Raw genomic sequence first — 24,241 nt, forward strand, 5'->3', positions numbered from 1 at the left:
CTTATTATGTTGATGATAAACGGACACTTGGTGAGGGAGGAGTAACCTCTACCTCAGCAGCCGCTCCTTCTGTTTTAAGAGTCTCTGGCTGATGTTTCCAATCTTGAACTGTAGATTTCATTGATTTCATTGATTTTTCAGCTATCTCTGAGGCTTCTTTTTTATGTCCCAATTTTTCCTGACTCAGGACCTCTATGTGTCCTATCTTGTTATTAACAAGAGTCTCGTTTTCTTTAAAAACTGTTTTATAAAGAGAGTCTTTGGCATAATAACTGATTCCAAAAGTACTATCTCTCTCTGATTCAGGATTAAATACAGGAGAATCTACTTCAATGCAGTCGCGATCAAATTTCATATTGGGATCTTTTTCTCCAATAGTAACTAATGCAGTCCATAAATAACGCAACTCTTCCGCATTATCCCCTGATAAATAAATCTTGTTTTCCTTAGAGGGAGGACCATCCATGTTTGCTAAAATGGAGTTGGCCATATTCATAGAAAATTTTACCCTAGCTTGCTCAAGGTCCTTATCTGATAGGCCGGGTTGTTTCTGTGGAAATGCTTCTACCACAAACTTTGATGGGTGCCTTCGTGTAATACTGCCATCTTTATTGCTGTTAACAATACCGGGTTCTGTATCAGGATGTGATTCTGAGTAACGTCCAAAACTCACAATCTTACGACTTCCACCAGGAGCTCTGGGATCAGCGATTATGGTTTCATGGGTCACATCATGATCCATAGCTTCATCAGGTTCTAATTTATCATCTAATAAAAAATTAAGTGCTTTCCCCGTCGATGTTCTCGAAGTAGTAGGGTTGTTATTATGGGGTACTGGGCCAGTAGGTAAGGGACGTGGCTGATTAATTGGACGTCGATGTCTTGTGATTTCTGAGGAGTCATAATAATAACTTTCTTTTGCATCAACAGCCCTATCAATCGCTTTTAAGATACCATTTTTACCAATCAACTTTTCTTGCACTTGGGTATAAAAGGTAAGTCTTTCATCCACCTTCTCTAGTTCTGTATTAACATTATTACGTAATTTTGTAATTTTCGCTGCGACATCTGGGTTAGCATGGGGGGGAGATCCTGTTGGCAAACTCTCCAAATGACTTTTTAGTAATAATTTATCGCGTCGAAGTTCATCCAGGATAAGTGCGCAGTCTTTAGCCATTTCCTGGTATTTAGGTTTCATCTCTCCGGCTTCTTGCCTGGCCTTTTCCCTGAATGAAGGATTAAATAAATGGATGGGCTGAACATCGAGTAGCGCTCGATGGTCCTTTTCTTTGTTATCTAAATTTTTTTGATGCTCTTGAATAGTCTCTAACTCTTCATTTAATTTGTCTATAGATGAATTAGCATCAACTAAGGAGCCAGTCGTAAGATTGGCTTTTCTAACTGCAACTCTGATTACATTATATTTTGTACTAGTTAATTGATTTGTTAATCCGTTGACAAAGACCTTATCATCAGATTTTTTTTGAGCAACTGCTTCTAAAAAACCTGCTAAGTTAGAAGATCGGCCAAAGGCTTCTTTAAGTTCATCTATTTGCGCCGCTGCAAACTCTTTGCTTTTCGGTGCGCTAAGCAATACGTCTAAGAGTGCTTTCTGACCTGCGCCTGTAGTGGGATCATTATAGCGAGCGATTAAATGCTTATTATGACTCTCTTGTGTCTTAATTGCTGTAACAGCTGAATTGGGAGGAGGAGGGGCTGGTTGAAAAGCTGCGCCCGTATCATCTAACCCAAATTGATTATAAAACTCATCATTAGGTGCCCCACCAACACAGTCGTTATGAATTTTATCGACTAAAGCTTTATAGGTAGCCGGAGTATCAAAATTAGTGAGGGGAACTCCATGAGTTTTCAAAGCAGTATTAATAGCAGCTACTTTAGTTGCATCTAATTGAATTGGTGGATTAATATCCTGCAATATTTTGGCTACTTCCGCATTATGAATGCCTTTAAAGAACGCGTTTCTTTTATTTTCATTGACAGCGTCTATCAGTAAACCATTCAACTTCCTATTATTGTCATCTCCCTTCACATCTCCAAAATAATGTTTGAGTGAAACTGTATCCTGAGCATTGACAAGATGTCGTATCTCATTATTGTTATTTGCCAGTATTTCATCTTGCTTTTCTGGTTCGAGGGTATTAAATGCCTCTACCAGTTTGGAATGAACACCCGAGTCTAATGTTGATATTGCACCAATCGCTAATTCAAACTTATGAGTACGGGCTGTTTTTTGCATTTCAAGCATCTGCGCTTCATCGGTAAGCCAGTCAACCTGAGTCACTCCTACACCTCTAAGCGCTTTTTTGAATGTATCTAGATTTTTTGCATCAATTAACGCCTTAATTTTAGCAGCATCTGCATTTTGCTGGATAACTCCTTGCACCATGGAAGCTTTAATGGCAGCCAAAGATTCTTCTTTTATTGCTTGCTCAATATAGTTTTGATCGCCATCAGGTAGCAATGTTTTTACTGCATCAACCGTATCCTCAACGCCATCGGCATTAATTATCGTCAATAATTCAGTTGAATCGCAATTAGCCGGTAAATAAGCCTGTAAAAAACGTTGGCCTGCAATGCCTTTAGCCCACTGAACATCCTCTACGTCATCAAAATAGCCGTCAAGATCTGAATTCCCGTTAAGCTCCTCCTTAAAATCCTCATCAGATTGCTCTAGAGAACTTTTTTGAGCTAATACCTTTTCGTCACTCCACCCATTAACCATTTCCTTATATTTTGTTCTAGCATCATCATGCTGTACTTTATTAATGCGCTCATCGATTGGAGCATCAAGATCATCCTCTGCATATGTGTTAAAATATGTAGATAATGCAGTAAGTGACTGTGGATCATCTGGAAAACCAAGATCACGTGCAGCATCAGCAAACTCGGTACTAGTCGTAGTCGAAGAATTTTTCAACGCCTCTAATAAAGCAGCATCATTAGATTTCTCTATTCTTTTTATTAACAATAATCGTGCTGCTGCGGCTTGAATCTCAGCAACATTCTCATCAGGTAAAATATTTGTCGATTTATTTATTTTTTTAGGGATCCCATTAACTGGAGCAACAGTGTCACTTTGCCAACCAGAAGCCCTTGCTAAAGGACCAAAGGTACCTTTTTGCGCAAGGTAGGCCCGGCATTCATCAGAGTTATTTTTTAATATAGCAATTAAAACATCTTCCTCCGCGCCTTGTAATCCCAGCATAACGCGTTGTTTCGCGACTTCTTGATGTATCATCTCAAAAGTAGTTTCTTCCTCAGAGTCTTCCTCTTCAGAACGATCTACTATAAAGTCATCTTCGCTCATATCCTCAATCTCATCTAGAGCAGGATCCTTTCTCCAAAAGCCTTCATGACCACGAATGGCTGCTCTAAACGCGCCTACATCCTGAGCACCAACTCGCAATACAGCATCTAACGCTCTATCACGTTCTTTTACAGCTACAGCACGTAGGGGGTCATCATCCCTCATCTCCGAAATCTGTGTAATGATATTTTGAACTGCATCTAAAAATTGTTTATTCCTAGGCATAGCAACACTCCGCCAATATTTTATACTTTTATTTTAAGCCTTATTTCTTAATTTATCCTTAAATTTTGCTACTATTTATATAGCGGTACCTTGAATAGGCAAAAAAAAAGGCTATTTTTAATAATAAAAGTATAGCAAGTTTAGGGTCAAAAAATGAGAATAATAATAACTCTAATTGGATTAATTATAGCAAATTATATCTATGCTCAGGGATGTATCTTAGGTCCTCACCCCTCAGTACCACATTATGTATGCTTTGACGGTAGAACATTAGCCCTCTCCGAGGTGGGGTATGTGTGGAATGCTAAAAGAGGATGTTTTGTCAGTTCGGTACCCTGCTGCGCTTATAATGCGACTCATTATGCCTATTACGCCAATCCCGGTAAGATCGGCGCATCCTATGCTCGCTGCCGCCACGACTACCCGTTCCATTTAGGCGAGATGCAAACACATTAATCTGATAAGAGTTCCAACACAATTATGGGGACGATCCCCGCATGTACGGGGATCTATACTCCGCTAAATCAACAAAAAGCGAAAATTCTTCTGAATTTCATTTAAATCAAATTGGTTTAGATAAAGCGAAAAACTCATCCAAGCACTTAAAGCCGATAAATCCTGGAATGGTGGGGGTAAATAAACCGGGTTAGTTAATATGCCGCGCTCAAGTAGCTCGCCTAATAGAGGTAAATCATCCAATACTAATTTCCCACTGAATAAGAGAGGAATAGAACTCACTCGCTTTTGACCAATGGCAAAGCGAATGTAATTGTATATCATGACAAAACCTTTGGCGTAAGATAAATCCTTAGTAAAAGGACTACCCGTTGGGGTACTGCCTCTAAATACTCTTACCGTTTGATTATAGCTGTCCTCTTCACTCAAACCACATTCCATAAAATATTTATAAATATCAAGAAAATCAGCGCCTTGCGTCACTTTATCCAAGGCAATGACTCTATTGGTAATTTTTAACATTCGTCCTGGATAGGAGGAAAAAGTAACCACTTCAGTAATAACTGCTAAACCTTCCTGGATGACGCTGCTCGAAGGTGATCCTTTGGAAAGAAAAAAGCAATTAGGCTGCATCGCTCCATTCAGAGTGGTTCCAACATGCACCCAACCTTCATGAACTTCTAGGTAACGTAAATCTCTGTCGCTAAACATCGCATTCTGACTGAGCTTAATGCTGTCCGCTCCGGCTGAAGCATCGGCGACCATACCATCACTAATCATCACTGTTACTTTACCGGGATGCTTATCGAAAAAGCTGCCTAATCGTGTCTGCAAAATCTCTTGTGCTTGTTGTGGGGTATGGCGTTTTTCATCAGCGCCTGATTTTAATTGCACACTCAAATCGGTTAATACATCAAATAAAAGCGTCCCCATTTGACTCATGCGTGGGCCACCTGCGTAAAACACGTCATTAGGGCTGCCATACAACTCCATAGCCAACTCACCAAACGCAGGCGTACCACGTGCCGCCAACATCTGCGCAGCACGACTGTATTCTTCACATTGGCGTCTAATTAAGCGTGTCACAGAGGAGTACTGCCCTAACTGATTTTGAGCATCACGCAAAATAATACGAAACTCTTCATGTTTTTCATGAACGTCAAAAGGCAAAGGTTTTTTGTCATAGTAAGCCTTATCAACATTCGGAAGTTTTTTTCCTTTATTTTTAAAAAAATCTTCTCTTATTGAGTGATCCCATTTAATACTATCAAGAATCCTGATTTTGCGTTGCGCCTCCACGATGCGCTTGGACAACTCCTGAATAATTAGCAACTCACCTGATTCTGATGGTGTCATGATAACCTCTTATGTAGTAATTACGTCCACAGGCGGGGCAATACTCACCTGCGGATTTTGGTTTTGAGGAGGTAGGTCATAAAAATGACTTATATTGGCACTCGTCAATGGAGGTGGCACTTCAATTTGTACTCCATTACGACTTTGTAAATAAAGATTCTCACCATTACTGGAGTAACGAGAAGAACAAGCCGATAAAGCCAGTGTAGCAAGAACAACAAAACCCAATTTTTTCACAACATTCCCCAATTAAATCAACTCTAAACTCTTAAGTACATTTTCTAAAGACTGATGATGTGTTTCAGATAAAGTAGTTAAAGGCAGTCTAATTTCTTCGCCTATTAAACCCATTTTGTACATAGCCCACTTCACAGGAATAGGATTGGCCTCGACAAACAACAGCTCATGTAAAGGTATTAACTGATCCTGTAAACGTACGCAAGCACCATGCTCTTCATCTAAGGCCAAATCACACATTTTTGCCATTAACTTGGGAGCAACGTTGGCCGTTACCGAAATAACACCTTTTGCCCCAGCAAGCATCCATTGTGCGCTAGTTAAATCATCACCACTGAATACGTCGATAGCTCCTTCAGCAAGACGCAAAATCTGCTGCAAACGAGTCATTTGCCCAGTTGCTTCTTTGATCCCTACGATATTAGATATTTTTGCTAATCGTGCCACAGTTTCAGGTTGCATATCACATGCTGTTCGTGAAGGAACATTATATAAAATTATAGGGATAGGCACTGAGCGTGCAATCTGACTGTAATGTAAATATAAACCTTCTTGCGTCGGCTTAATGTATGCGGGAGTCATAATTAAAACGGCATGAGCGCCATGCTCCATAGCGTGTTGCGTCAAAGCAATGCAATCCTTAGTTGCATTCATTGCAGTACCTGCTATTACAGGAACTCGCTCTTTTGATTGTTCTACAACTGTTTTTATTACCAAAAGTTTCTCATCGTATGATAAAGTACCCGCTTCACCAGTGGTGCCTGCAGCAACTAGCCCATGAGTGCCCATTTCTATGTGAAATTCAACCAATTCACGCAAGCGATGAACATCGACTTTATCATCCTTCATAGGTGTCACTAACGCGACCATACTTCCCTTAAACATGTTACCCTCTATTTTTATAAGGCTTACCCCAAATACGCTGTCTTTCGTTAAAAGCTACCTAGCGCCATTGTTCATAAGTCCTGTTTTATTCTTATCTTTAATACTACTGGAAAAAGGGGGTCAGAGTAAATTTTTAAAATCGCGTTCTGCATAATATTTTCTCCTTAAACGTTACTCTATTTCCAAAAACATGATCATTTAAATGTCACATATTATTTTTTTTGTACTATTATTCAAGTGTACGATGACAATTAAAGAAGGAAGTCGAACATGAAAAAAATAATAGCTACGGTATTTTGTTTGGGGGTATCAACCAGCGGACTTATTGGTTGTACAAATACTGAAGTAGGAACCACGACTGGTGCTGCGGCAGGAGCCGGATTAGGCTATGCTGTTTCAGGAGGCTCAGCATTAGGTACGGTAATAGGTGCTGGAGCTGGTGGCTTGATAGGTAATTCTATTGGACAAGACCAAGATAGAAGAGCTTATTATAATAGCCGTTATTACCGTCATGGTTATTATCATAATGGAAACTATTATCGTTATTGATAAAAAATCGTTAAAAGCCAAATGTTTTATAAATAATTACAACCCCCAGTATAGTCGACTGGGGGTTGTTCGTTTTGATCCACCTTTTGCGGAGATGTTCATCGCCTCAGTTATCTAACAAATTCCCTGACAAAATATTCTCCCTGAACACCCATTGGAGAAATCACTCTCATGTGCTCAATCTTGCTATAGCTATATTCTCTTTCAATTTTCACGAAACGTCAGGCAATTTGTTATCCAACCTACGATTGGGAAGAAATAAATTATGACCTCAAACACCAAAAAATATTAATAATTCAAAGCAATATAATTAATCCATTGCTATACTGTTGAAAATAGAAAAATACAAGGATTGTTATCATGCGACTAAAAAATAAAGTAGCCATAGTAACTGGTGCAGCAAGTGGAATAGGAAAAGAAATCGCATTGGTCTATGCCAAAGAAGGAGCCAAAGTAGCGATTGCCGATCTTAATCTGGACTCAGCGAATCATGTGGTTGATGAAATTAAATCACAAGGTGGCCAAGCCATGGCAGTTGCTATGAACGTCACTGATGAACAGCAGGTTAATGAAGGAATCGATGCGGTTGCCAAACAATTCGGCAGTGTTGATGTCCTAGTCAGTAACGCGGGAATTCAAATCATAGAATCAATCGATAAATTAGCCTTCTCCGATTGGAAAAAAATGCTAGCCATTCATTTAGATGGTGCCTTCTTAACAACTAAAGCAGCCTTGAAGCACATGTATTCAGGTAATGGAGGGAGTATCATTTACATGGGCTCTGTTCACTCCAAAGAAGCGTCTTTGCTCAAAGCCCCTTATGTAACAGCAAAACATGGTTTGATAGGATTATGCAAAGTCGTTGCCAAAGAAGGAGCAGCGCATAACGTTAGAGCGAATGTGATCTGTCCAGGCTTTGTGCGCACTCCATTAGTAGACAAACAAATTCCAGAGCAAGCCCAAGAACTTGGTATTAGCGAAGAAGATGTTATTAAAAAAGTAATGCTTAAAGATACCGTTAATGGTCAATTTACTACCACCGATGATGTAGCCCAAACTGCTTTATTTTTCGCATCATTTGCCTCTAATGCCTTAACGGGACAATCTCTCATTGTTAGCCATGGATGGTTCATGGAGTAAGTCATGAAAAATCCCAAAAGGAAGAATGAGCTTACGAATAAAAAAGTCGCCTGCTCCTTCCAAGGAGGAGGAGCATTAGGTGCTTACCAAGTTGGAGTACTCGGTGCATTGGATGAGGCAGGTTATTATCCAGATTGGTTCGTGGGGACCTCCATTGGCGCAATTAATGCCGCCATCGCTGCCGGAAATCCTGAAAAAACACGTGTTGAAAAAATGCATGCTTTTTGGGAACTCATAGCTACCCCTAGCTATTTAGATCCCATCATTTCATTTAACGATGGGCAATCACGTAAATTAGAGCATTTTGTATCCTCACAAGTGACTCTAATCCGTGGCCAACCTGGTTTTTTTCAACCACGCTTTCCACCCCCAGAGTTTGGTTGTTATGACAGTGCCGACTCAATAAGTTATTATGATACCTCCCCTCTACGTAGTACTTTAGAGCGTTTTATTGATTTTGATAGAATCAACTCTAACTCCACTACGCGACTTAGCGTGGGCGCAGTTGAAGTCACCTCTGGGCAAATGCGTTATTTCGATTCGTTCGATCAAAAAATTGGCCCAGAGCATATTATGGCAAGTGGAGCTCTTCCTCCCGGATTTCCAGCGGTTGAGGTAGAAGGGCAATTGTATTGGGATGGAGGAATTTCTAGTAACTCTCCGGCAAGTTATGTTTTATCAAATCGATGTCCCAAGGATTTGCTGTGTTTTGCCGTGCATTTATTTGATTCTTATGGTTTAAATCCCACAACCCTCGATGAAGTGTTACAACGCAAAAAAGATATAGAATTTTCTAGTCGCATGGCGAAGCTGATTGAGTTATATCGAGAAATTCATGCGCTAAAAAACAGTATTCATATACTCTCTAAATACATTCCGGAAGATCAAGAGATAAATCCAGAGTTACATTTATGTCTATCCAAAGGTCGTGAATCAACCGTATCTTTAGTGCGCTTCTTATATGAGGAAGACAAAACAGAACTCTCTTCAAAAGATTATGAGTTTTCACAAAAATCAGTCAATGAGCGCATAGCACATGGGTATAGCTCTGGCCGCAAAGCAATTAAGCAGTCTCCCTGGCTGCAACCAGTGCCATATACTGAAGGAATTGTTATATATGATATGTCAGAAAAAAATCACCTGAATAGAAAGGAAGTCTAATAAGGCTTAAAAGGATGATTGTTTAGGCAAATAACTTTTGATTATGATTTAGGACGAAATAACTATGCTGATTATAATAGGCTATGTTGTAATTTTACTTTGTGTGTTCGGTGGTTTTGCCCTCGGCGGCGGTCATCTTGCTGCAATATTTCAACCTATAGAATTATTAATTATTGGTGGCGCTGCTCTTGGCGCTTTTTTTGTTGGCAACAGCACCTCAACTATAAAAGCAGTATTCAAGGCATTGCCCTCCGTCTTTCGTGGGCAAAAAGCAAGTAAAGCGGCTTCTGTTGATTTACTCAGCCTGCTCTATAATTTACTGAATAAAGCAAGACAACAGGGTTTGATGTCTCTTGAAAGCGATATAGATGAACCAGAAAAAAGTCCCATTTTCGCTAATTATCCCTCTTTATTGGCCAAACATCATCTTATTGAGTTTATTTGCGATTATTTAAGATTAATCATTACCTCCAACATGCAGCCCTTTCAGCTTGAAGCACTCATGGATATGGAAATTGACACCCATCATGAAGAAGAAATGATACCAGCCAATGCAATTACTAAAATTGCTGACGCGATGCCTGCTTTTGGTATTGTGGCCGCGGTGCTTGGAGTAGTTCACACGATGGAATCAATTGACCTTCCTCCATCCCAATTAGGTGTATTAATCGCCCATGCTTTAGTTGGCACATTTTTAGGTATTTTAATTGGTTATGGATTCGTTGGTCCAATCGCTACGGCAATGGAACAAAAAGCCGAACAAACCAAGTTATTACTTCAATGTATTAAAGTCACTATATTAGCAAGCTTGCACAACAATCCCCCGATTATTGCCATTGAGTTTGGTCGTAAAGTATTATTTTCTTCGCAAAGACCCTCGTTTACCCAACTTAATGACGAAATTAAAAATCCCAAATCTGCGGCAGCAGCATCTCAACCTTCAGCAAGCTAGAGTGTATTCATGAGTGAAATAAATGACATTAGTGATCCAATGGGTGATGACCTAGACGAGAAAAAAAAGAAAGATAAAAAAGAATCCACCACCCCCATCATCAAGAAAATAAAAAAAGGAGGCCATGCACATCATGGCGGCTCTTGGAAAATTGCTTATGCCGACTTTGTTACCGCAATGATGGCATTTTTCTTACTAATGTGGTTAATAGCCTCCTTAAATAAAGCGCAAAAAGCGGGGATTGCCAATTATTTCAAACAGCCGTTGAAAGTTGCTGTCTTTGGCGGAGAAAGCATGGGAGATAGACAGATTAATATAAAAGGCGGAGGCCCTAATATACAAGATACTGATGGACAAGTTAATGCCAGTAATAAGCCCTTCAACGATCAAAAAGTATCGGAACATACAGAAGCTGGAGAAGCCAATAAACAAGAAACTAAAAAACTTGAAGAATTGAGGTCACAAATTAATATCAGTATGGAGAGTGATCCTTCTCTTGCTGGATTAAAAAATCAGCTCATTATGGATGTAACCTCCGAAGGATTGCGCATTCAATTAATAGACAACCAGAAAAAACCCATGTTTGATGTCGGCTCAGACAAAATCAATCCAGAAATCCTCCCCATATTGGCTAATATTGCTAAGTTACTTAATTCCGTGCCAAATAAAATAACCATTCAAGGACATACGGACGCTAACCCTTACCACAATCCCGATGAATTAGAATATACCAACTGGGAATTATCTGCTCAAAGAGCAAACGCCGCACGCCGCGCATTAGTCAAATCGGGTATGAATGAAAATAAGGTAATGACAGTTTCTGGATTTTCTTCAACCGTTTTATTAGATAAAAATAACCCCTATAATCCGGAAAATCGCCGTATCAGCATCATTGTGATGAAAAAAGGGGCTGAAGATAAGATTATTACTAATAAGTAAATTCCATACAAAATCATTGTAGCAACTGTCTTGAATGTTATGCTGTCATCCAGAAGAGCTTGCGACGAAGGCTCACCTGAATGTGGCGCAATGCGTTTTGCAGGAAATCCTTCGCTGCGCCCTGGATGACAGGGCTTTACATAATAATGGTCGGGTAATTTGTTGCCCAATGGCGCTACCTTAAGTTTTTGTAGCCTGGATGAGCGCAGCGTAATCCGGGATTTCAGTGCACTGAGCTAGGGTATTCCCGTATTATGCTGCACTAATACGGGCTACGATTTTTTCTTCCTTTTATTAAGGTAGCACCATTGGGTAATTTGTTGCCCAATCGATGCTGGCTATTTACGAATTACCAGAAAAAACCGGTATCCAGTTGATTTTAAAACTCTTATGAATCCCGATTTTCGTCGGCAATTCTTAGATGGCCAATGTTGACACATCAGTACAAATTAAGAAAGAACATTGACCATATCGGAACTCATAATGCAATCCCCATCTTGTCCTATCATCATCGATACTTGACTGTCGCCATTGTTATAGAGATGGAAAATAATCCTATAAATAGTTACCTCACCACTCGTCAATTGTATCGCTGTAGGCGGCATGTCAGATATAAAGCCATAATAATTACTTAATCCCATAGGATGAAGCACCTCTCCCCAACGTGCAGTATCTAATTGCCTTAAGAAAGCTAACCCCATATTGCGTTCAAAATTGTAATCATAATCAACTACTACTTTTGCATTACGCAATATTGCAGGGCAAGTACTACCGCTTTCAATGGTTGAAAGAGTAAAATTAATACTGGCGCGAGGAGGAAGAGACGGAGAAGCATAGGACGAACCAACAAAAATAACAGCGATTAAAGCTAGAACAAATTTTTTCATTACAGCTCCTGTAGTTAATTCTGCCTACATACTATCCGCTTTATTTCTTATACGCATCTTTTTTATTTAGATTGATTAAATTAGATCTCTTCGGAAATGCTATCTCTGTCTTGTATTTGGCTTAAATACATACAAAAATAGCAGATAATGTCTATAAAATTACATTTTTTGTACACTATTGCCTTTTTATGACTTGCTTTGTTATATTCACTTGTATATTATTTATAGCTACTCTGTTAAAATATTAACTCAACAGGGCTTATATTGAGCAATAGAAAGTAATGCCTCTATTTTTTGATTTGTAACAAACCTCTAATGTAACAAGCAAGTTTACATGCAAGTAAATTTGTAATTGAGTACAACTGCAGCGATGCAAGAGGTCTAATGAAACGAGGATGTTCTTTTATGTCTGTAAATGAATCTGCGACGATATTAACTGCTAGGACAGGGCAAAATAGTTCGACTTGGAGAAAGCAAGATACCGTTTGGATGTTAGGTCTTTATGGTACAGCAATAGGTGCAGGAACTCTGTTTCTTCCTATAGATGCAGGTCTTAATGGTATTTGGCCATTGCTAATCATGGCATTACTTGCTTTTCCAATGACCTATTATTCTCATCGTGCTTTATGTCGATTTGTCTTATCCGGCTCAAAAGAACATAATGACATTACCGACGTTGTCGAAGAACACTTTGGTTCTGTCGCGGGTAAGATGCTCACTGCTTTATATTTTTTCGCTATTTACCCTATCTTACTAATGTACAGTGTGGCTATAACCAACACTACAGAGAGTTTTCTTGTTAACCAAATGGGATTACATGCCCCACCAAGAGCTCTTCTAGCCATTCTCTTAATTTTAGCGCTGATGGCCATTGTGCGTTTTGGCCAGGAAATGATTGTAAAATTCATGTCAGTTCTGGTCTATCCTTTTGCCAGTATCTTATTGATTCTGTCTCTTTATTTAATTCCTAACTGGAATAATGCAATTTTACAACAAAGCAACTCACTGCAAGCTAATGGAGGGCATGGATTGCTCATGACTCTGTGGTTACTGATTCCGGTGATGGTATTCTCTTTTAACCACTCCCCGATCATCTCCTCTTTTGCCGTGAGTCAAAAGAAGCAATACGGTAATCTAGCTGACGAAAAAAGTGCAACCATTATGAAGTATAGCCATGCACTGATGGTATTTTCAGTGATGTTCTTCGTATTTAGCTGTGTTTTCAGCCTTTCACCGCAAGATCTATTACAAGCTAAAAAACAAAATATTTCTATTTTGTCTTATCTTGCTAATCATTTTAACACCCCAGTTATTGCCTATATTGCACCCGTAATTGCTTTTATTGCCATAGCCAAATCGTTCTTAGGCCACTATTTGGGCGCTAAAGAAGGTCTCAGTGGCATCATCATCAAATCGTTAAAACACTCCTCAGGAAAAACGATTAATCAAAATACTCTACAGAGAATTATTGAAGTATTTATGATTTTAACGTGCTGGGCCGTTGCAACCATCAATCCCAATATCTTAAAAATGATAGAAACTTTAGGCGGTCCTGTAATCGCAGTGTTGTTATTCATCATGCCTATGTATGCAATTGCCAAAGTCCCTGCGATGAAAAAATACAACAATCAACTCAGTAATGTATTTATTACTGTAATGGGTATCATTTCTATTTCGGCAATCATATACAGTCTAATTTAATATCCATCTGTTCATATTTCATGCCATGAAATATGAACATTATTTAGAGTCAAAGCACATGTAGTCCTGCGCGATAGAGTAATCAAGGTTTTCTATAGGTTTGTAATGAATGTATTCTGAATAAGTTACGTATTATGGCTTAGGAGTAAAAAAACTCGCTTGCTCCGCATATTGTAGTTCTTCATCTGCAACCGTAGCAGCTTTACTCGCATCAGACTTAGAGTAAGTGAAGAAACTATTAACATGGCCCACGGTCACTACATAAATTACAGCATTGACAATAGCTTTTAGTATGTTTTTCAGATAGCCGCCCCAACCCAAGTCTTTTTCTAAGACAGGCATAGCCGCATCTATTGCTAATCTACATCGCTTTTTGAATCGTTGTCCTGCCTTGTCAGCATCTATAGTCTCGCCATTTTCTCGGCCATTAACCAGCTGAACAAAATAATCATCTCTAGCTTCGAGCAGCATTGCATGCAAATTTTTTGCCACATCCTTTGCTTCTGAGTGATTGCTACCAATCCCATCAACTTTGTTTTTAAGTTCTTCCAATATCATATCTATTTTTTCTATAATAGCCCCTGTTCTTTTGGCTCGGGCTATACTTACTGCCTCTTCTGCAGCTTTTTTTAGTGGTTGTTGTAATCTTTGAACTAAATTGGCGTGGGTTACTTTGTAGGCTTCTATTGCAGATTGCCATTGAGTACAAAACAATATCCAAGCCTCCTCGGGGCCAGTAGTGCGACCACTACTTTCGTCTGTTTTAAGATAAATTTCATATTCATTTCGTATTTTAGTTAATGTCTTATGCAATCCCTTAGCAATATCGCGAAAGTCAGAGAAATTAGGCTCTTGTACATGCTTGCTCTGCCCTATTTGGCATAACAGCTCATCCACTTCGTTCATAGCTTCTTTGGTAATTTGCTCTCTAATTGCCTGTTCTTCAGCAGCCAGCTCTTTGGCAACTTTTGCCTCTTTAATCTTTCGTTCATTCTCGTCGGCATCATTAGCAGTATGAAAAGATGAAAAACTATTCGACTCTTTAGAGTTGATTCGTTCCAACTCGTTATCAACTAGCTCATTGATCTCACTTTGAGTAGACGTACTGCCATAAAGCCCTCTTATCAGACGAATAATCCATAATCTACTGCGTAATTGCCTAATATAGAGAAGAGGAGCGCACTCGTCTTTTGAGGACTCTCCATTCATATCTTTTTTTAGTTGCTGCAATATAGGCTGCATATCCGGATGATTTCTATTCGCCTTGATAAAGTGGTTTATACATTCTATAGCTAGATTTTTTTTAAATTTAAGACAAAAACGATGATCTTCACCTATATCTTGGAGAACACTTTTTAGTTCTTGATAAGTCCTGGCACGGACAGATGAACTGATATAAAGGGTATGAAATTTATAGGACTCTATATGTTCTTCTTGATTGAACCACTCAAAACGCTCATTTTTTTCTGCTCCATTTGCCAATAAATGCTGCATAGTAAAACGAACATCTGCTCTAATATCTACGGGATGCTTTTTCGCCGTTGCCGCCATATCCATAGCGACATCCAAGGGCGTTTTGCCCGCGTTATTTTTTACATTTATAAAATGGCCAAACATTTGCATGGTTTCTTCGTATCGATAATCACCAAGCTTAATGGCTGCATGCAAAGGAGTATCCCCATCATCAAATGCATGTGGTGACTGACATAATTCTTGATACGAAAACATGGACTCTATGATTTGAGTTGGAATTTCTAATTCAGAAGTAGACACTAATAACTCATATTGAAGAGAGGTATGCTCTTCGGGTGTTAAACTCGCAATACAGTCACGAAATTCTTTTATTGAAAATAACACCGCCTTTAAGCGTGCCTGTCTAGCCACTGTTGCATCAGTTAATAAAGCTATTCTGGCTCGATCATGAGGAACAAGGTTATCAAGACACTCCCCGAGTGCCTCATCCATAATCTCTTTAGACAATAAAATGTGTTTATAAAAAGCCAACCATTTTGCTTTTTTAAATTCAGGTCGCTCTGCTAAAAGAGAAAAAGCTTCTGTTTCTTGAGAATCAAGGTAGGCCTTATTATCCCAAGGCTTATAAATAAAGCTTAGCCTGGTAGGCCAATAAACATTAAAAGAACTAGCTAAATTAGGAAAAGTCAGCAAGTCTTCAGCAGTAATATCAAATGCATCAGCACCGTGGAAAATATGAAAAGGACGAAGTGTTTTAAACGACATGATGCTATCAGCAAGCATCAAATCATGATCTATTTTAAAAAAAACAACTCGTGGCTTACCGTTTTTCTTTACAATGTAAAAACCAAAATTTCCCTTATGTAAATCATCCTCTTCTAAGGTATAAGAACTGGCTAAAATACTGGCCAAAGAAGCATAATCAATATCCAGTTGATTGTCTTTTTCAGCTTGTAATAGATTGGCAAAAAAACCATGGGGCAACTGATCAAAAAAGTAGTAAGGTATGTCCTCCGCTTGCAAAACTTGTTTGACACTACAATCACAATTTTTTGTCGGATCATCTAAAGTCAAGAATGTTCCGTTTAGCCCTTCTTTTCGCCCTATAACATAGCAAAGATGTTCCGTGGCGACACCAACGACCCGCCCAGAATTATTAACCACCAATTTTTGATGAGAGGTTGTGCCATCAGCTAAAAATAATCGCGCTAATTGGCTAAATGCTACTTCAAACCGAGAGTTTCTTGCCTTCCCGTATTTATTTTTTTTAAAAATGACTTTCGACGGCCGAGCATTTTGATCGGCAGGCGAATATACTGCATCAATATAAGCTTCATGCCCTAAATAAGTCGGTTTTCCTAATTTAATATCACCGATATTATATTGCCAAACCATAAAAGCCACACAAAAAAACCAAGTATATTATTTTACCATAATGGACAAAAAAATAAAATGTCCTTTATTGGCTAATCAAATCTTATCTATATCATCAGGTTGAATAGTTAAGTGCTCCTGTTCACCATCAAAATCATGTTCTTCATTAAGACGAATCTGTAATCCCACATTATTTTTTGAATCAGCATACTTAATTGCATTTTCTTTCGTTATTTTGCCTTCTTTATACAAAGCTAAAAGAGCTTGATCAAAAGTTTGCATCCCTTGTTCATTACTTCGCGCCATCACCTCTTTAATTTCATCGACCTTACCTTTATCAATCAAATCGGAGATATAAGGTGAATTTAATAATATCTCAACAGCAGAGACGCGATGGTTTGCTATTCCAGGTATTAATCGTAATGAAATAATAGCGCGTAAATTTAAAGACAGGTCCATTAATAATTGCTGTTTTGCATCTTCGGGGAAAAAATTAATAACTCGATCTAAAGCCTGATTGGCATTATTCGCATGTAGGGTAGAAATACACAAGTGCCCTGTCTCTGCATAAGCTATGGCATGTTTCATCGCATTACGATCGCGAATTTCTCCAATTAAAATGACATCAGGCGCCTCGCGCATAGCATTTTTTAGTGCATTTTCATAATTTAAGGTATCTATACCGACTTCGCGTTGATCAACAATAGATTTTTTATGCTGATGTAAATATTCTATAGGATCTTCAATGGTTAAAATATGGCCTCTGTGATTCTCATTACGATAATTAATCATAGACGCTAATGTTGTTGACTTACCTGAGCCAGTAGCACCAACAACCAAAATCAGACCTCTTAATTCCATCATAATAGTTTTCAAAACTAGAGGTAAGCCAAGTTCTTCTATAGATGGAATTTCACCTTTAATGTAGCGAACCACCATAGCTATTTCGCCACGTTGTTTAAACAGGTTAACTCTAAAACGTCCTACTGCATTCACCGTAAATGCCATATTCAGTTCCATATTGGCATCAAATTCTTTTTGCTGCTCATCACTCATGATGGACAGAGCAATCTCAGACATTTGCTGAGATTTAATAGGGGCTTGCCCTATGGGTGAGGTAATTCCTTCAATTTTAATATTAGGAGGAGCACCTACACTAAAAAATAAATCAGAAGCCCCTTTCTCAACCATCAATTTAAAAAATGGAGTGATGTCCATAAATAAACCTAAAATTTTATTTTCATAATGTAAGTTTAGCTAAGGCTTATCATTTTGCTATAATTTTCGTTCTTATAGAGCACGAATTGATCTAATTTACAACACCTAACCCGACCTCAAAAACATTGGCCAACCACTGAGCATCTCAGCCCAGGCTACAATTCTACGATAGGAAATAACGGATGATCCATACTAACTCCCGCTGGCAACTCATCGACTAATCCAGGAAAATCAGGTGACGTCTTCCATGCTCTTGGTGCATGTAACATGTCATCACCCAAGAAGCGTACTGAAAATACTCTTCTACGCTGGGTACCCGCTACACCTCTAGCCATATGTAAAGTCAACATATGAAAGCAAACGACATCACCCGGTTCTAGTTCCCATCCTATAATGGGGTATTCTTCTCTGGCTTTTTCAATATCGGGCAACTCACTCAAACTACCCTCAGGAAACCATTTGGCTTGATGATCCATAAACGTTCTAGGCATAAGCCAGGGACCTAAATGTGATCCAGCAATAAACTCCAAAGTTGATGCTCTAACTACCGGATCAACTGGGATCCAAAAACTGCAATTTTGTCTTCCATTAACATTATAATAAGGTTGATCCTGATGCCACGGCGTGATTTGCCGAGTTCCAGGTTCTTTAACTAAAAGATGATCATGGTATAACCTTACTTTTTGACTCTGAGTCAATTGCATAGCAGCATAAGCCAAATTCGATTCAAAGATAATTTTTTTATAATGGGGATTACTTTGCCAGGTACAAAAATCCTCGACAAAGTATCCGGGATCTTCAGGTCTACTAGCAACCTTGGCTCGCCAACTTAATGAAGCCAAATTCAGCTCGATACCTTCACGCAAAATGGCTATTTCTTCATGGCTTAATAATCCTCGCAGACACACAGCCCCGGAGCATTGAAAATCATTAATCTGTGCTTTACTTAAGCTCATTTTACTCCGGTCATCTGTAATCACATTTTATCCAAAACGTCACGCAGATATTTGACTGGCTCTATGATCATAGAACTGCTCTGTTGCTTAGGGGCATTAGCAAAAGGGACTATAGCGCGCTTAAATCCATGCTTTATTGCTTCTTTAATACGTTCTTGCCCACTTTGTACTGGCCTTATTTCTCCAGCTAACCCCACCTCACCAAAAATAATGGTTTCGCTATCAAAAACACGATTGCGTAAACTAGAAACTACTGCGGCAAGTAAGGCCAAATCACTTCCTGTCTCAGTTACCTTTACACCACCTACTACATTAATAAATACATCTTGATCGTAGGTTGCGATACCGCCATGCCGGTGCAATACTGCCAGCAAAATCGCCAATCGATTATGTTCAAGACCAACAGTCACACGTTTAGCTTGCTGTCCATGTGCTTCGTCGACTAAAGCCTGAACTTCAACTAACATAGGACGAGATCCCTCCCAGGTTACCATAACGGCACTACCAGGTGTTGGTTCAGGTTGTCGAGATAGAAAAATCGCCGAAGGATTGGCAACTTCTTTTAATCCCTTATCGGTCATAGCAAAGACGCCTAACTCATTGACTGCACCAAAACGATTTTTTATCGCTCTGATAACTCGAAAACGACTATCACTTTGTCCTTCAAAATACAGCACGCTATCAACCATATGCTCCAAAACGCGTGGCCCTGCTAAAGTCCCCTCCTTAGTCACATGCCCCACCAGGAAAATCGCTGTTTGAGTCATTTTAGCAAAACGAACCAATTGTGCAGCCGACTCCCTCACCTGACTCACACTACCAGGTGCTGAACTGATTGTTTCTGTAAAAATAGTTTGTATCGAATCAATTACGATAATCCTTGGTTTTTCCTTTTGCGCCTGGGCAAGGATCATCTCTACCTGCGTTTCCGCCAAAAGTCGTAAGCCCGCTAAAGGTAAACTTAGCCGCTGCGCACGCATAGCAACCTGCTGCAAGGATTCTTCACCAGTAACATACAAAACGGTTTCTTGCATGGATAGATTGGCTAAAGTCTGTAGCAATAAAGTCGATTTGCCAATACCGGGGTCTCCTCCGATCAAAACCACTGATCCATAAACCAAACCGCCCCCCAAAACTCTATTTAACTCAGATAGGCCACAATCCATGCGCACTTCTTTATCCATAACTACATCTTCAACTGCGGTAATGGTCGAACGTTGATTAGCCCACTGACCACCACGTGGCGAAGAACTGACAGATGCTATTCCTTCTTCAAAAACCGCGTTCCAAGCGCCGCATTGCGTACACTGCCCTGCCCATTGCTTAAAGGTCGCCGCACACTGGCTGCAGACGAAATGGGTTTTTGTTTTCATTTATCTAACCTTATTCGATCTTTTGAATGCAAAGAATAACAGAATCAATGAACTTGAAAAGAACCATGAGAATGATTTTAATGTTCATCTATTAATCACTTAATGATTCCTTAAGAAATATCGGGTAGCATACGGCAAATTTTTTGTTGAAACAGAAGAGGAACACATTATGCCACAATTTACCAGCGATCAAGATCCTGTAATTGCATTAACCCTATTAAGACAGTCTTTTGCCAAAAAGATAATGGATGCGGGCAACTCTTCTGATTTGGAAACAAAAATTCGATTAGCCGATGAAGTAGTAAAGGAATATGATGAATCCATACCGAATCTATCTATTATGGATAAATACCAAGAAAGCAAGGAAGAACCAGCTATTGTATTACTAAGAAAAGAATTACGTAGCCAGTTAGATGTAGCCACACGAATGGCCGATAGATATAGCGAACAGTTTAAAATAGCTCAAGAAAAAGCTGCCGAAAAACAAGCAAAAAAAGATCGCTATATAAAACTATCCATGAACTCATTAGATGCACAAATACAGCTAATTCGGGAAATAGAATATAAAGATATTCCCAATTTGCCAGAACTCCAACAAATTGCCGATGAATTGCACCAAACACTAACAAAAATACGCGATGAATATGAAACTCATATTAAAACGGGTAAACGTAACGGTCAAACTATCAGCCTCCAGGAGGCCTGGAAATTAATTGACAAGCAATGGGAATTCGCAATAGCAACATATCACGCAGCTCGCGCCAATTTGGTTCAAAGATTACAACAACCTCTAAAAACAGCAGCAGAAGAAGCTGTAGGTGTAGTCAGGGCCCAAAGAGCAAGAACAGTTATAGGAAAAATTGATAAGGTTCTAGAAGAGCTTACAAACAAAATTGATGGGATTGGTCACAGCCACCCAGAAGCTAAGAATGTGGCTAAAAATTTACATGCAACATTGCTCGAAGCTAGAGATAATTATTTTGTTCAGCTGGTTAATGGCGAAGAAAATGGCGAGACTATAGACGCTGACGAAGCAGGAACATTATTCAAAGCGCGATGCAAATTAGCAATAAGTGTTGCCATGCCCACCTTAGAAAAAGACTTAAGCTGGGGTGACTACCTGAAAAACATGCTAAAAGCTATTGTCAATGCTGCAATTTATGTAGTGACTCTGGGTCATGTTAATGGCTTCTTTGCTTACTCTAAATCAGAAGCTAGTGAAGTGGTAGCTACCGCAGATGAAGAATTGCAACACGCAGATCAGATAAGCTTTTCTCCTCAAATATAAGCAAGTCGCCTTATCCTCAAAATAAGTTAATTATAAACCCGATAAATAATGATTTTTAAATCAGCATTTACCGGGTTTATAATGTTATGGCTGTTTTAAATTAACCCAAATGGATTGAATTTCTTTCAGCGCAAAAGAATATTAGAATGAAATTTACAAAAATAGGAGTAAATGAATGATTTTTTTTTAATCACTTAATATTTTCTTAAGGCTTATGGTTTATTATTACGCAACGATAACTTTTTATTGTCACTAAAGGAAGCCATTATGCCAAAAGTTAAAAACCCAGCGCAAATTTTGAAAGAAGTTCATACAAAATTAACGTCTATGATAAAAGAGGCGACCAACGCAGGGAAATCTCCAGAAGAGCAAGCTAAAACTCTTAACAATGCTATTTATACCTATAAAACAGCTATGGATAATCTTAAAACATCTGTATTAATTCATCACACAAAATATAAAGAAGTTGATGGTCTAAAAGTTTTTTCAGAAGATAAACTTCAAGACAAACTTTATTCTGTGCTGGAGTTAGGAGAGAAAGCTCACCGATTACAACGCGAAGCCGGAGTTGCTGTTAACGAAGCACATGCTGAAAAACAACAGCAAGCAGAACAAGCTAAAAAGCAGCAAGAAGAAGAGCAAGCTAAAAAGCAACAGGAAGAAAAGGCTGCTGAAGAAGCGTTACAAGCAGTTTTAGCTGCAGAAGCTAAAGAACAACAAGCTAAGAAAAATGTGGAACAAAAGAAAGCTTCAGTTATATTAAAGAAAATTGATGCAATCTTATGGAGTCTACACGAGAAGACTAATGAAATTGGCGGTACTTACCCTGAAGCCCATACTATAGCCGAAGACTTACATAATACTTTGACCGAAGCTCGTGATGAATATGGCTATCAACTAGCAAATGGTGTGGATTATGACGGTAACCCTATAAGCTTCGAAGACGCAGGTGATTTATTTAAAGAGACTTGCCAAGCAGCGGTTGAATCAGCAACGCCTGCATTAGAAAAAGATTTAGGCTGGGGCGAATTCCTCAAAAACATATTGAAAGCAATTGTTAATGCTGTGTTCTATGTAGCTACTATAGGTAATGTGAGTGGTTTCTTTGCTTATAGTAAAGGATCGGCTGATAAAGTTGCCGTAATTAATGAAGAATTACAAGATTTAGATGTAAGCAAGCCAAGCTTCAATTAATCTGCGTACTTATTCAAAGAAATGTGGCTATCAAGCCACATTTCTTTTTCTATCTAGCACTTATTACCATCTTGTTTACTAAGCTTGTAATCCATAATTTCATCACCAAAACAACTTCGAACGTGTTAATTAATTAATATTTTCTGCCCCTTCAAATAACGAACATTAAAATCCAAGTTGAATCCTCATATTAACTCAGTATAATCTTTGCATTTCATGGGAGCAGAGCAACCTAATGAGCAAAGGCATTCATTTCGAACAATCAGTTACTGAACTGGAAGAAATTGTGAAACAATTGGAAAAGGGAGAGTTATCGCTTGAGGACTCGCTGAAACAATTTGAGAAAGGAATCAGTTTAGCCAGGCGTTGTCAGGATGTTTTGCATCAAGCAGAGCAAAGAATAGAAACGCTAACTGCTGCCAATACTACACTTGAACTTAAATCGGATGAACAAGAAAGTGATTAATCATTATAGCCAACGTCATGAGACGTTTCTTGAACAAATACTGAACCAAACTACAATTTCGGCAGATCTAATTCGCTCCGCGATGCATTATACATTATTTCCAGGAGGAAAAAGGATGAGACCCATTCTTGTCTATCTGGCTGGTGAATTAATTGATGTCGATATTAAAGTACTGGATGTTATTGCCGCAGCATTAGAGCTAACCCATTGCTACTCCCTCATTCATGATGACCTTCCTGCTATGGACAACGATGATCTACGCCGTGGCAAACCCAGTTGTCACAAGGCTTATGACGAAGCAACCGCTATCTTAGTAGGTGATGGAATGCAAGCCTTAGCCATTGAAGTATTATTAACCCGACTCCCTTCTCTCCTTGAGCCAGCTCAGGTAGTCGCTGTGACGCAAGCATTGGTCAATGCCAGCGGAGTCAGCGGCATGGTGAGCGGTCAAAGTCTTGACTTATCGGAGTTAAGTAAATCCTCAATTACTGAAGAACAGCTAAGAGAAATTCATCAACTGAAAACCGGACGATTGATCTCTGCATGTTTTGAAATGGTTTTGGCAGCAAGGCCATCTATAGATCAAACGACAATCAATGCACTAAAAACTTATGCCGGCCATATAGGGTTAGTATTTCAAATGCAAGATGACTATTTAGATCACTATGCCCCAGCCAATCTACTAGGTAAAGGGCGCTCATCTGATTTAGCGAATGAAAAAACTACTTTTGCAACTTTATTTACTAAACAGCAATTAGAAAAAGAAATCACTCTTCATTATCAAACTGCCATAGACTCTTTAAAGCCATTTGCTGAAAAAGCAAACACATTAATTGAGTTAACCAAGCAATTACAAAATCGCAGTAATTTATCGCAAGATGAACATCCGTCATTGATAAAAGAACAAAGTAGCTTATCTTTAGAGTCTAAATAACCCAGATCGTACTCATCTGTCATCCAAAGCGCAGCGAAGGAAAATCTTTAGTCGTCAGCTCCTCTGGATGACGGTTGTCTAACCTGACAATACGTTTAGAATATTTTTCGCCCAACATAATCAAGATATAACTATCGATGATACAGCGT

20 protein-coding genes are annotated in these 24,241 nt (G+C 39.0%); 11 read left to right on the forward strand and 9 right to left on the reverse strand.

Features of this window, described 5'->3' with window-relative positions; translation table 11 throughout:
* Positions 1-4: 4 nt before the first annotated feature.
* Positions 5-3,553, reverse strand: coding sequence for a hypothetical protein (locus tag LFA_RS10480; RefSeq protein ID WP_045096145.1), 3,549 nt, complete (start codon positions 3,551-3,553; stop codon positions 5-7).
* A 153-nt stretch (positions 3,554-3,706) separates the two neighbouring features.
* Between LFA_RS10480 and LFA_RS19485 the strand changes: the two genes are divergently transcribed.
* Positions 3,707-4,009 (forward strand): hypothetical protein, encoded by a 303-nt coding sequence (locus tag LFA_RS19485; protein ID WP_084602160.1) that lies wholly within the window; start codon positions 3,707-3,709, stop codon positions 4,007-4,009.
* A gap of 63 nt (positions 4,010-4,072) precedes the next feature.
* On the opposite strand, the gene LFA_RS10485 is transcribed toward LFA_RS19485, so the two are convergent.
* Genes LFA_RS10485 through dapA form a run of 3 tightly spaced genes read right to left on the reverse strand, consistent with a single transcriptional unit; the run spans position 4,073 to position 6,487 of the window.
* On the reverse strand, positions 4,073-5,365 hold the full coding sequence (locus LFA_RS10485) for a flavohemoglobin expression-modulating QEGLA motif protein (RefSeq protein ID WP_045096146.1): 1,293 nt from the start codon (positions 5,363-5,365) through the stop codon (positions 4,073-4,075).
* A gap of 9 nt (positions 5,366-5,374) precedes the next feature.
* A complete protein-coding gene (locus tag LFA_RS10490; protein WP_045096147.1) occupies positions 5,375-5,602 on the reverse strand; it encodes a hypothetical protein in 228 nt (75 codons plus the stop codon).
* Positions 5,603-5,614: 12 nt separating this feature from the next.
* The gene (gene dapA / locus LFA_RS10495; RefSeq protein WP_045096148.1) at positions 5,615-6,487 is read right to left on the reverse strand and encodes a 4-hydroxy-tetrahydrodipicolinate synthase; all 873 of its coding nucleotides are present in this window, start codon (positions 6,485-6,487) and stop codon (positions 5,615-5,617) included.
* Positions 6,488-6,757: 270 nt separating this feature from the next.
* On the opposite strand from dapA, the gene LFA_RS10500 reads away from it, so the two are divergent.
* The 5 genes from LFA_RS10500 (at position 6,758) to motB (ending at position 11,228) form a co-directional block, all read left to right on the forward strand.
* On the forward strand, positions 6,758-7,036 hold the full coding sequence (locus tag LFA_RS10500; protein ID WP_045096149.1) for a glycine zipper domain-containing protein: 279 nt from the start codon (positions 6,758-6,760) through the stop codon (positions 7,034-7,036).
* 360 nt (positions 7,037-7,396) lie between these two features.
* A complete protein-coding gene (locus LFA_RS10505) occupies positions 7,397-8,176 on the forward strand; it encodes a 3-hydroxybutyrate dehydrogenase (protein WP_045096150.1) in 780 nt (259 codons plus the stop codon).
* A gap of 3 nt (positions 8,177-8,179) precedes the next feature.
* Entirely contained in the window at positions 8,180-9,337 is a 1,158-nt protein-coding gene (locus LFA_RS10510; RefSeq protein ID WP_045096151.1) for a patatin-like phospholipase family protein, read from the forward strand.
* Positions 9,338-9,401: 64 nt separating this feature from the next.
* A complete protein-coding gene (motA, locus tag LFA_RS10515) occupies positions 9,402-10,289 on the forward strand; it encodes a flagellar motor stator protein MotA (RefSeq protein WP_045096152.1) in 888 nt (295 codons plus the stop codon).
* 9 nt (positions 10,290-10,298) lie between these two features.
* Positions 10,299-11,228 (forward strand): flagellar motor protein MotB, encoded by a 930-nt coding sequence (gene motB / locus LFA_RS10520; RefSeq protein ID WP_084602161.1) that lies wholly within the window; start codon positions 10,299-10,301, stop codon positions 11,226-11,228.
* Positions 11,229-11,677: 449 nt separating this feature from the next.
* Here motB and LFA_RS10525 read toward each other — a convergent pair whose 3' ends face one another.
* A complete protein-coding gene (locus LFA_RS10525) occupies positions 11,678-12,115 on the reverse strand; it encodes a hypothetical protein (RefSeq protein WP_045096153.1) in 438 nt (145 codons plus the stop codon).
* Positions 12,116-12,520: 405 nt separating this feature from the next.
* Here LFA_RS10525 and LFA_RS10530 point away from each other — a divergent pair, with 405 nt between their 5' ends.
* Positions 12,521-13,816, forward strand: a complete 1,296-nt coding sequence (locus LFA_RS10530; protein WP_045096154.1) for a serine/threonine transporter — start codon at positions 12,521-12,523, stop codon at positions 13,814-13,816.
* A gap of 132 nt (positions 13,817-13,948) precedes the next feature.
* On the opposite strand, the gene ankK is transcribed toward LFA_RS10530, so the two are convergent.
* The 4 genes from ankK to radA all read right to left on the reverse strand — a co-directional run bounded on the left by ankK (position 13,949) and on the right by radA (position 20,210).
* Positions 13,949-16,684 (reverse strand): Dot/Icm T4SS effector AnkK/LegA5, encoded by a 2,736-nt coding sequence (gene ankK / locus LFA_RS10540; RefSeq protein WP_331709343.1) that lies wholly within the window; start codon positions 16,682-16,684, stop codon positions 13,949-13,951.
* A gap of 75 nt (positions 16,685-16,759) precedes the next feature.
* The gene (locus tag LFA_RS10545) at positions 16,760-17,881 is read right to left on the reverse strand and encodes a PilT/PilU family type 4a pilus ATPase (protein WP_045096155.1); all 1,122 of its coding nucleotides are present in this window, start codon (positions 17,879-17,881) and stop codon (positions 16,760-16,762) included.
* A gap of 155 nt (positions 17,882-18,036) precedes the next feature.
* Entirely contained in the window at positions 18,037-18,837 is an 801-nt protein-coding gene (locus LFA_RS10550; RefSeq protein WP_045096156.1) for a phytanoyl-CoA dioxygenase family protein, read from the reverse strand.
* Between the two features lie 20 nt (positions 18,838-18,857).
* Positions 18,858-20,210, reverse strand: a complete 1,353-nt coding sequence (gene radA / locus LFA_RS10555; protein WP_045096157.1) for a DNA repair protein RadA — start codon at positions 20,208-20,210, stop codon at positions 18,858-18,860.
* Positions 20,211-20,379: 169 nt separating this feature from the next.
* Between radA and LFA_RS10560 the strand changes: the two genes are divergently transcribed.
* The 4 genes from LFA_RS10560 to LFA_RS10575 all read left to right on the forward strand — a co-directional run bounded on the left by LFA_RS10560 (position 20,380) and on the right by LFA_RS10575 (position 24,092).
* Positions 20,380-21,498 carry a hypothetical protein gene (locus LFA_RS10560; protein ID WP_045096158.1) on the forward strand — a complete coding sequence of 373 codons (1,119 nt, stop codon included), beginning with the start codon at positions 20,380-20,382 and terminating at the stop codon, positions 21,496-21,498.
* A gap of 267 nt (positions 21,499-21,765) precedes the next feature.
* Complete coding sequence (locus LFA_RS10565) at positions 21,766-22,692, forward strand: hypothetical protein (RefSeq protein ID WP_045096159.1); 927 nt, start codon at positions 21,766-21,768, stop codon at positions 22,690-22,692.
* Between the two features lie 235 nt (positions 22,693-22,927).
* The gene (locus LFA_RS10570; protein WP_045096160.1) at positions 22,928-23,158 is read left to right on the forward strand and encodes an exodeoxyribonuclease VII small subunit; all 231 of its coding nucleotides are present in this window, start codon (positions 22,928-22,930) and stop codon (positions 23,156-23,158) included.
* Positions 23,139-24,092, forward strand: coding sequence for a polyprenyl synthetase family protein (locus tag LFA_RS10575; protein ID WP_172653473.1), 954 nt, complete (start codon positions 23,139-23,141; stop codon positions 24,090-24,092). The genes LFA_RS10570 and LFA_RS10575 overlap by 20 nt, the downstream gene beginning before the upstream one ends.
* Positions 24,093-24,241 lie beyond the last annotated feature (149 nt).

This window comes from Legionella fallonii LLAP-10 (assembly GCF_000953135.1).
GTDB lineage: Bacteria > Pseudomonadota > Gammaproteobacteria > Legionellales > Legionellaceae > Legionella > Legionella fallonii.

Coding starts and splice junctions, on each gene's coding strand:
- LFA_RS10575 (WP_172653473.1), top strand. CDS start 23,139: ATGAACAAGAAAGTGATTAATCATTATAGCCAACGTCATGAGACGTTT.
- LFA_RS10565 (WP_045096159.1), top strand. CDS start 21,766: ATGCCAAAAGTTAAAAACCCAGCGCAAATTTTGAAAGAAGTTCATACA.
- ankK (WP_331709343.1), bottom strand. CDS start 16,684: ATGGTTTGGCAATATAATATCGGTGATATTAAATTAGGAAAACCGACT.
- LFA_RS10545 (WP_045096155.1), bottom strand. CDS start 17,881: ATGGACATCACTCCATTTTTTAAATTGATGGTTGAGAAAGGGGCTTCT.
- LFA_RS10510 (WP_045096151.1), top strand. CDS start 8,180: ATGAAAAATCCCAAAAGGAAGAATGAGCTTACGAATAAAAAAGTCGCC.
- LFA_RS10500 (WP_045096149.1), top strand. CDS start 6,758: ATGAAAAAAATAATAGCTACGGTATTTTGTTTGGGGGTATCAACCAGC.
- LFA_RS10560 (WP_045096158.1), top strand. CDS start 20,380: ATGCCACAATTTACCAGCGATCAAGATCCTGTAATTGCATTAACCCTA.
- radA (WP_045096157.1), bottom strand. CDS start 20,210: ATGAAAACAAAAACCCATTTCGTCTGCAGCCAGTGTGCGGCGACCTTT.
- motA (WP_045096152.1), top strand. CDS start 9,402: ATGCTGATTATAATAGGCTATGTTGTAATTTTACTTTGTGTGTTCGGT.
- LFA_RS10570 (WP_045096160.1), top strand. CDS start 22,928: ATGAGCAAAGGCATTCATTTCGAACAATCAGTTACTGAACTGGAAGAA.
- LFA_RS10480 (WP_045096145.1), bottom strand. CDS start 3,553: ATGCCTAGGAATAAACAATTTTTAGATGCAGTTCAAAATATCATTACA.
- LFA_RS10525 (WP_045096153.1), bottom strand. CDS start 12,115: ATGAAAAAATTTGTTCTAGCTTTAATCGCTGTTATTTTTGTTGGTTCG.
- LFA_RS10485 (WP_045096146.1), bottom strand. CDS start 5,365: ATGACACCATCAGAATCAGGTGAGTTGCTAATTATTCAGGAGTTGTCC.
- LFA_RS10505 (WP_045096150.1), top strand. CDS start 7,397: ATGCGACTAAAAAATAAAGTAGCCATAGTAACTGGTGCAGCAAGTGGA.
- motB (WP_084602161.1), top strand. CDS start 10,299: ATGAGTGAAATAAATGACATTAGTGATCCAATGGGTGATGACCTAGAC.
- LFA_RS19485 (WP_084602160.1), top strand. CDS start 3,707: ATGAGAATAATAATAACTCTAATTGGATTAATTATAGCAAATTATATC.
- LFA_RS10550 (WP_045096156.1), bottom strand. CDS start 18,837: ATGAGCTTAAGTAAAGCACAGATTAATGATTTTCAATGCTCCGGGGCT.
- dapA (WP_045096148.1), bottom strand. CDS start 6,487: ATGTTTAAGGGAAGTATGGTCGCGTTAGTGACACCTATGAAGGATGAT.
- LFA_RS10530 (WP_045096154.1), top strand. CDS start 12,521: ATGTCTGTAAATGAATCTGCGACGATATTAACTGCTAGGACAGGGCAA.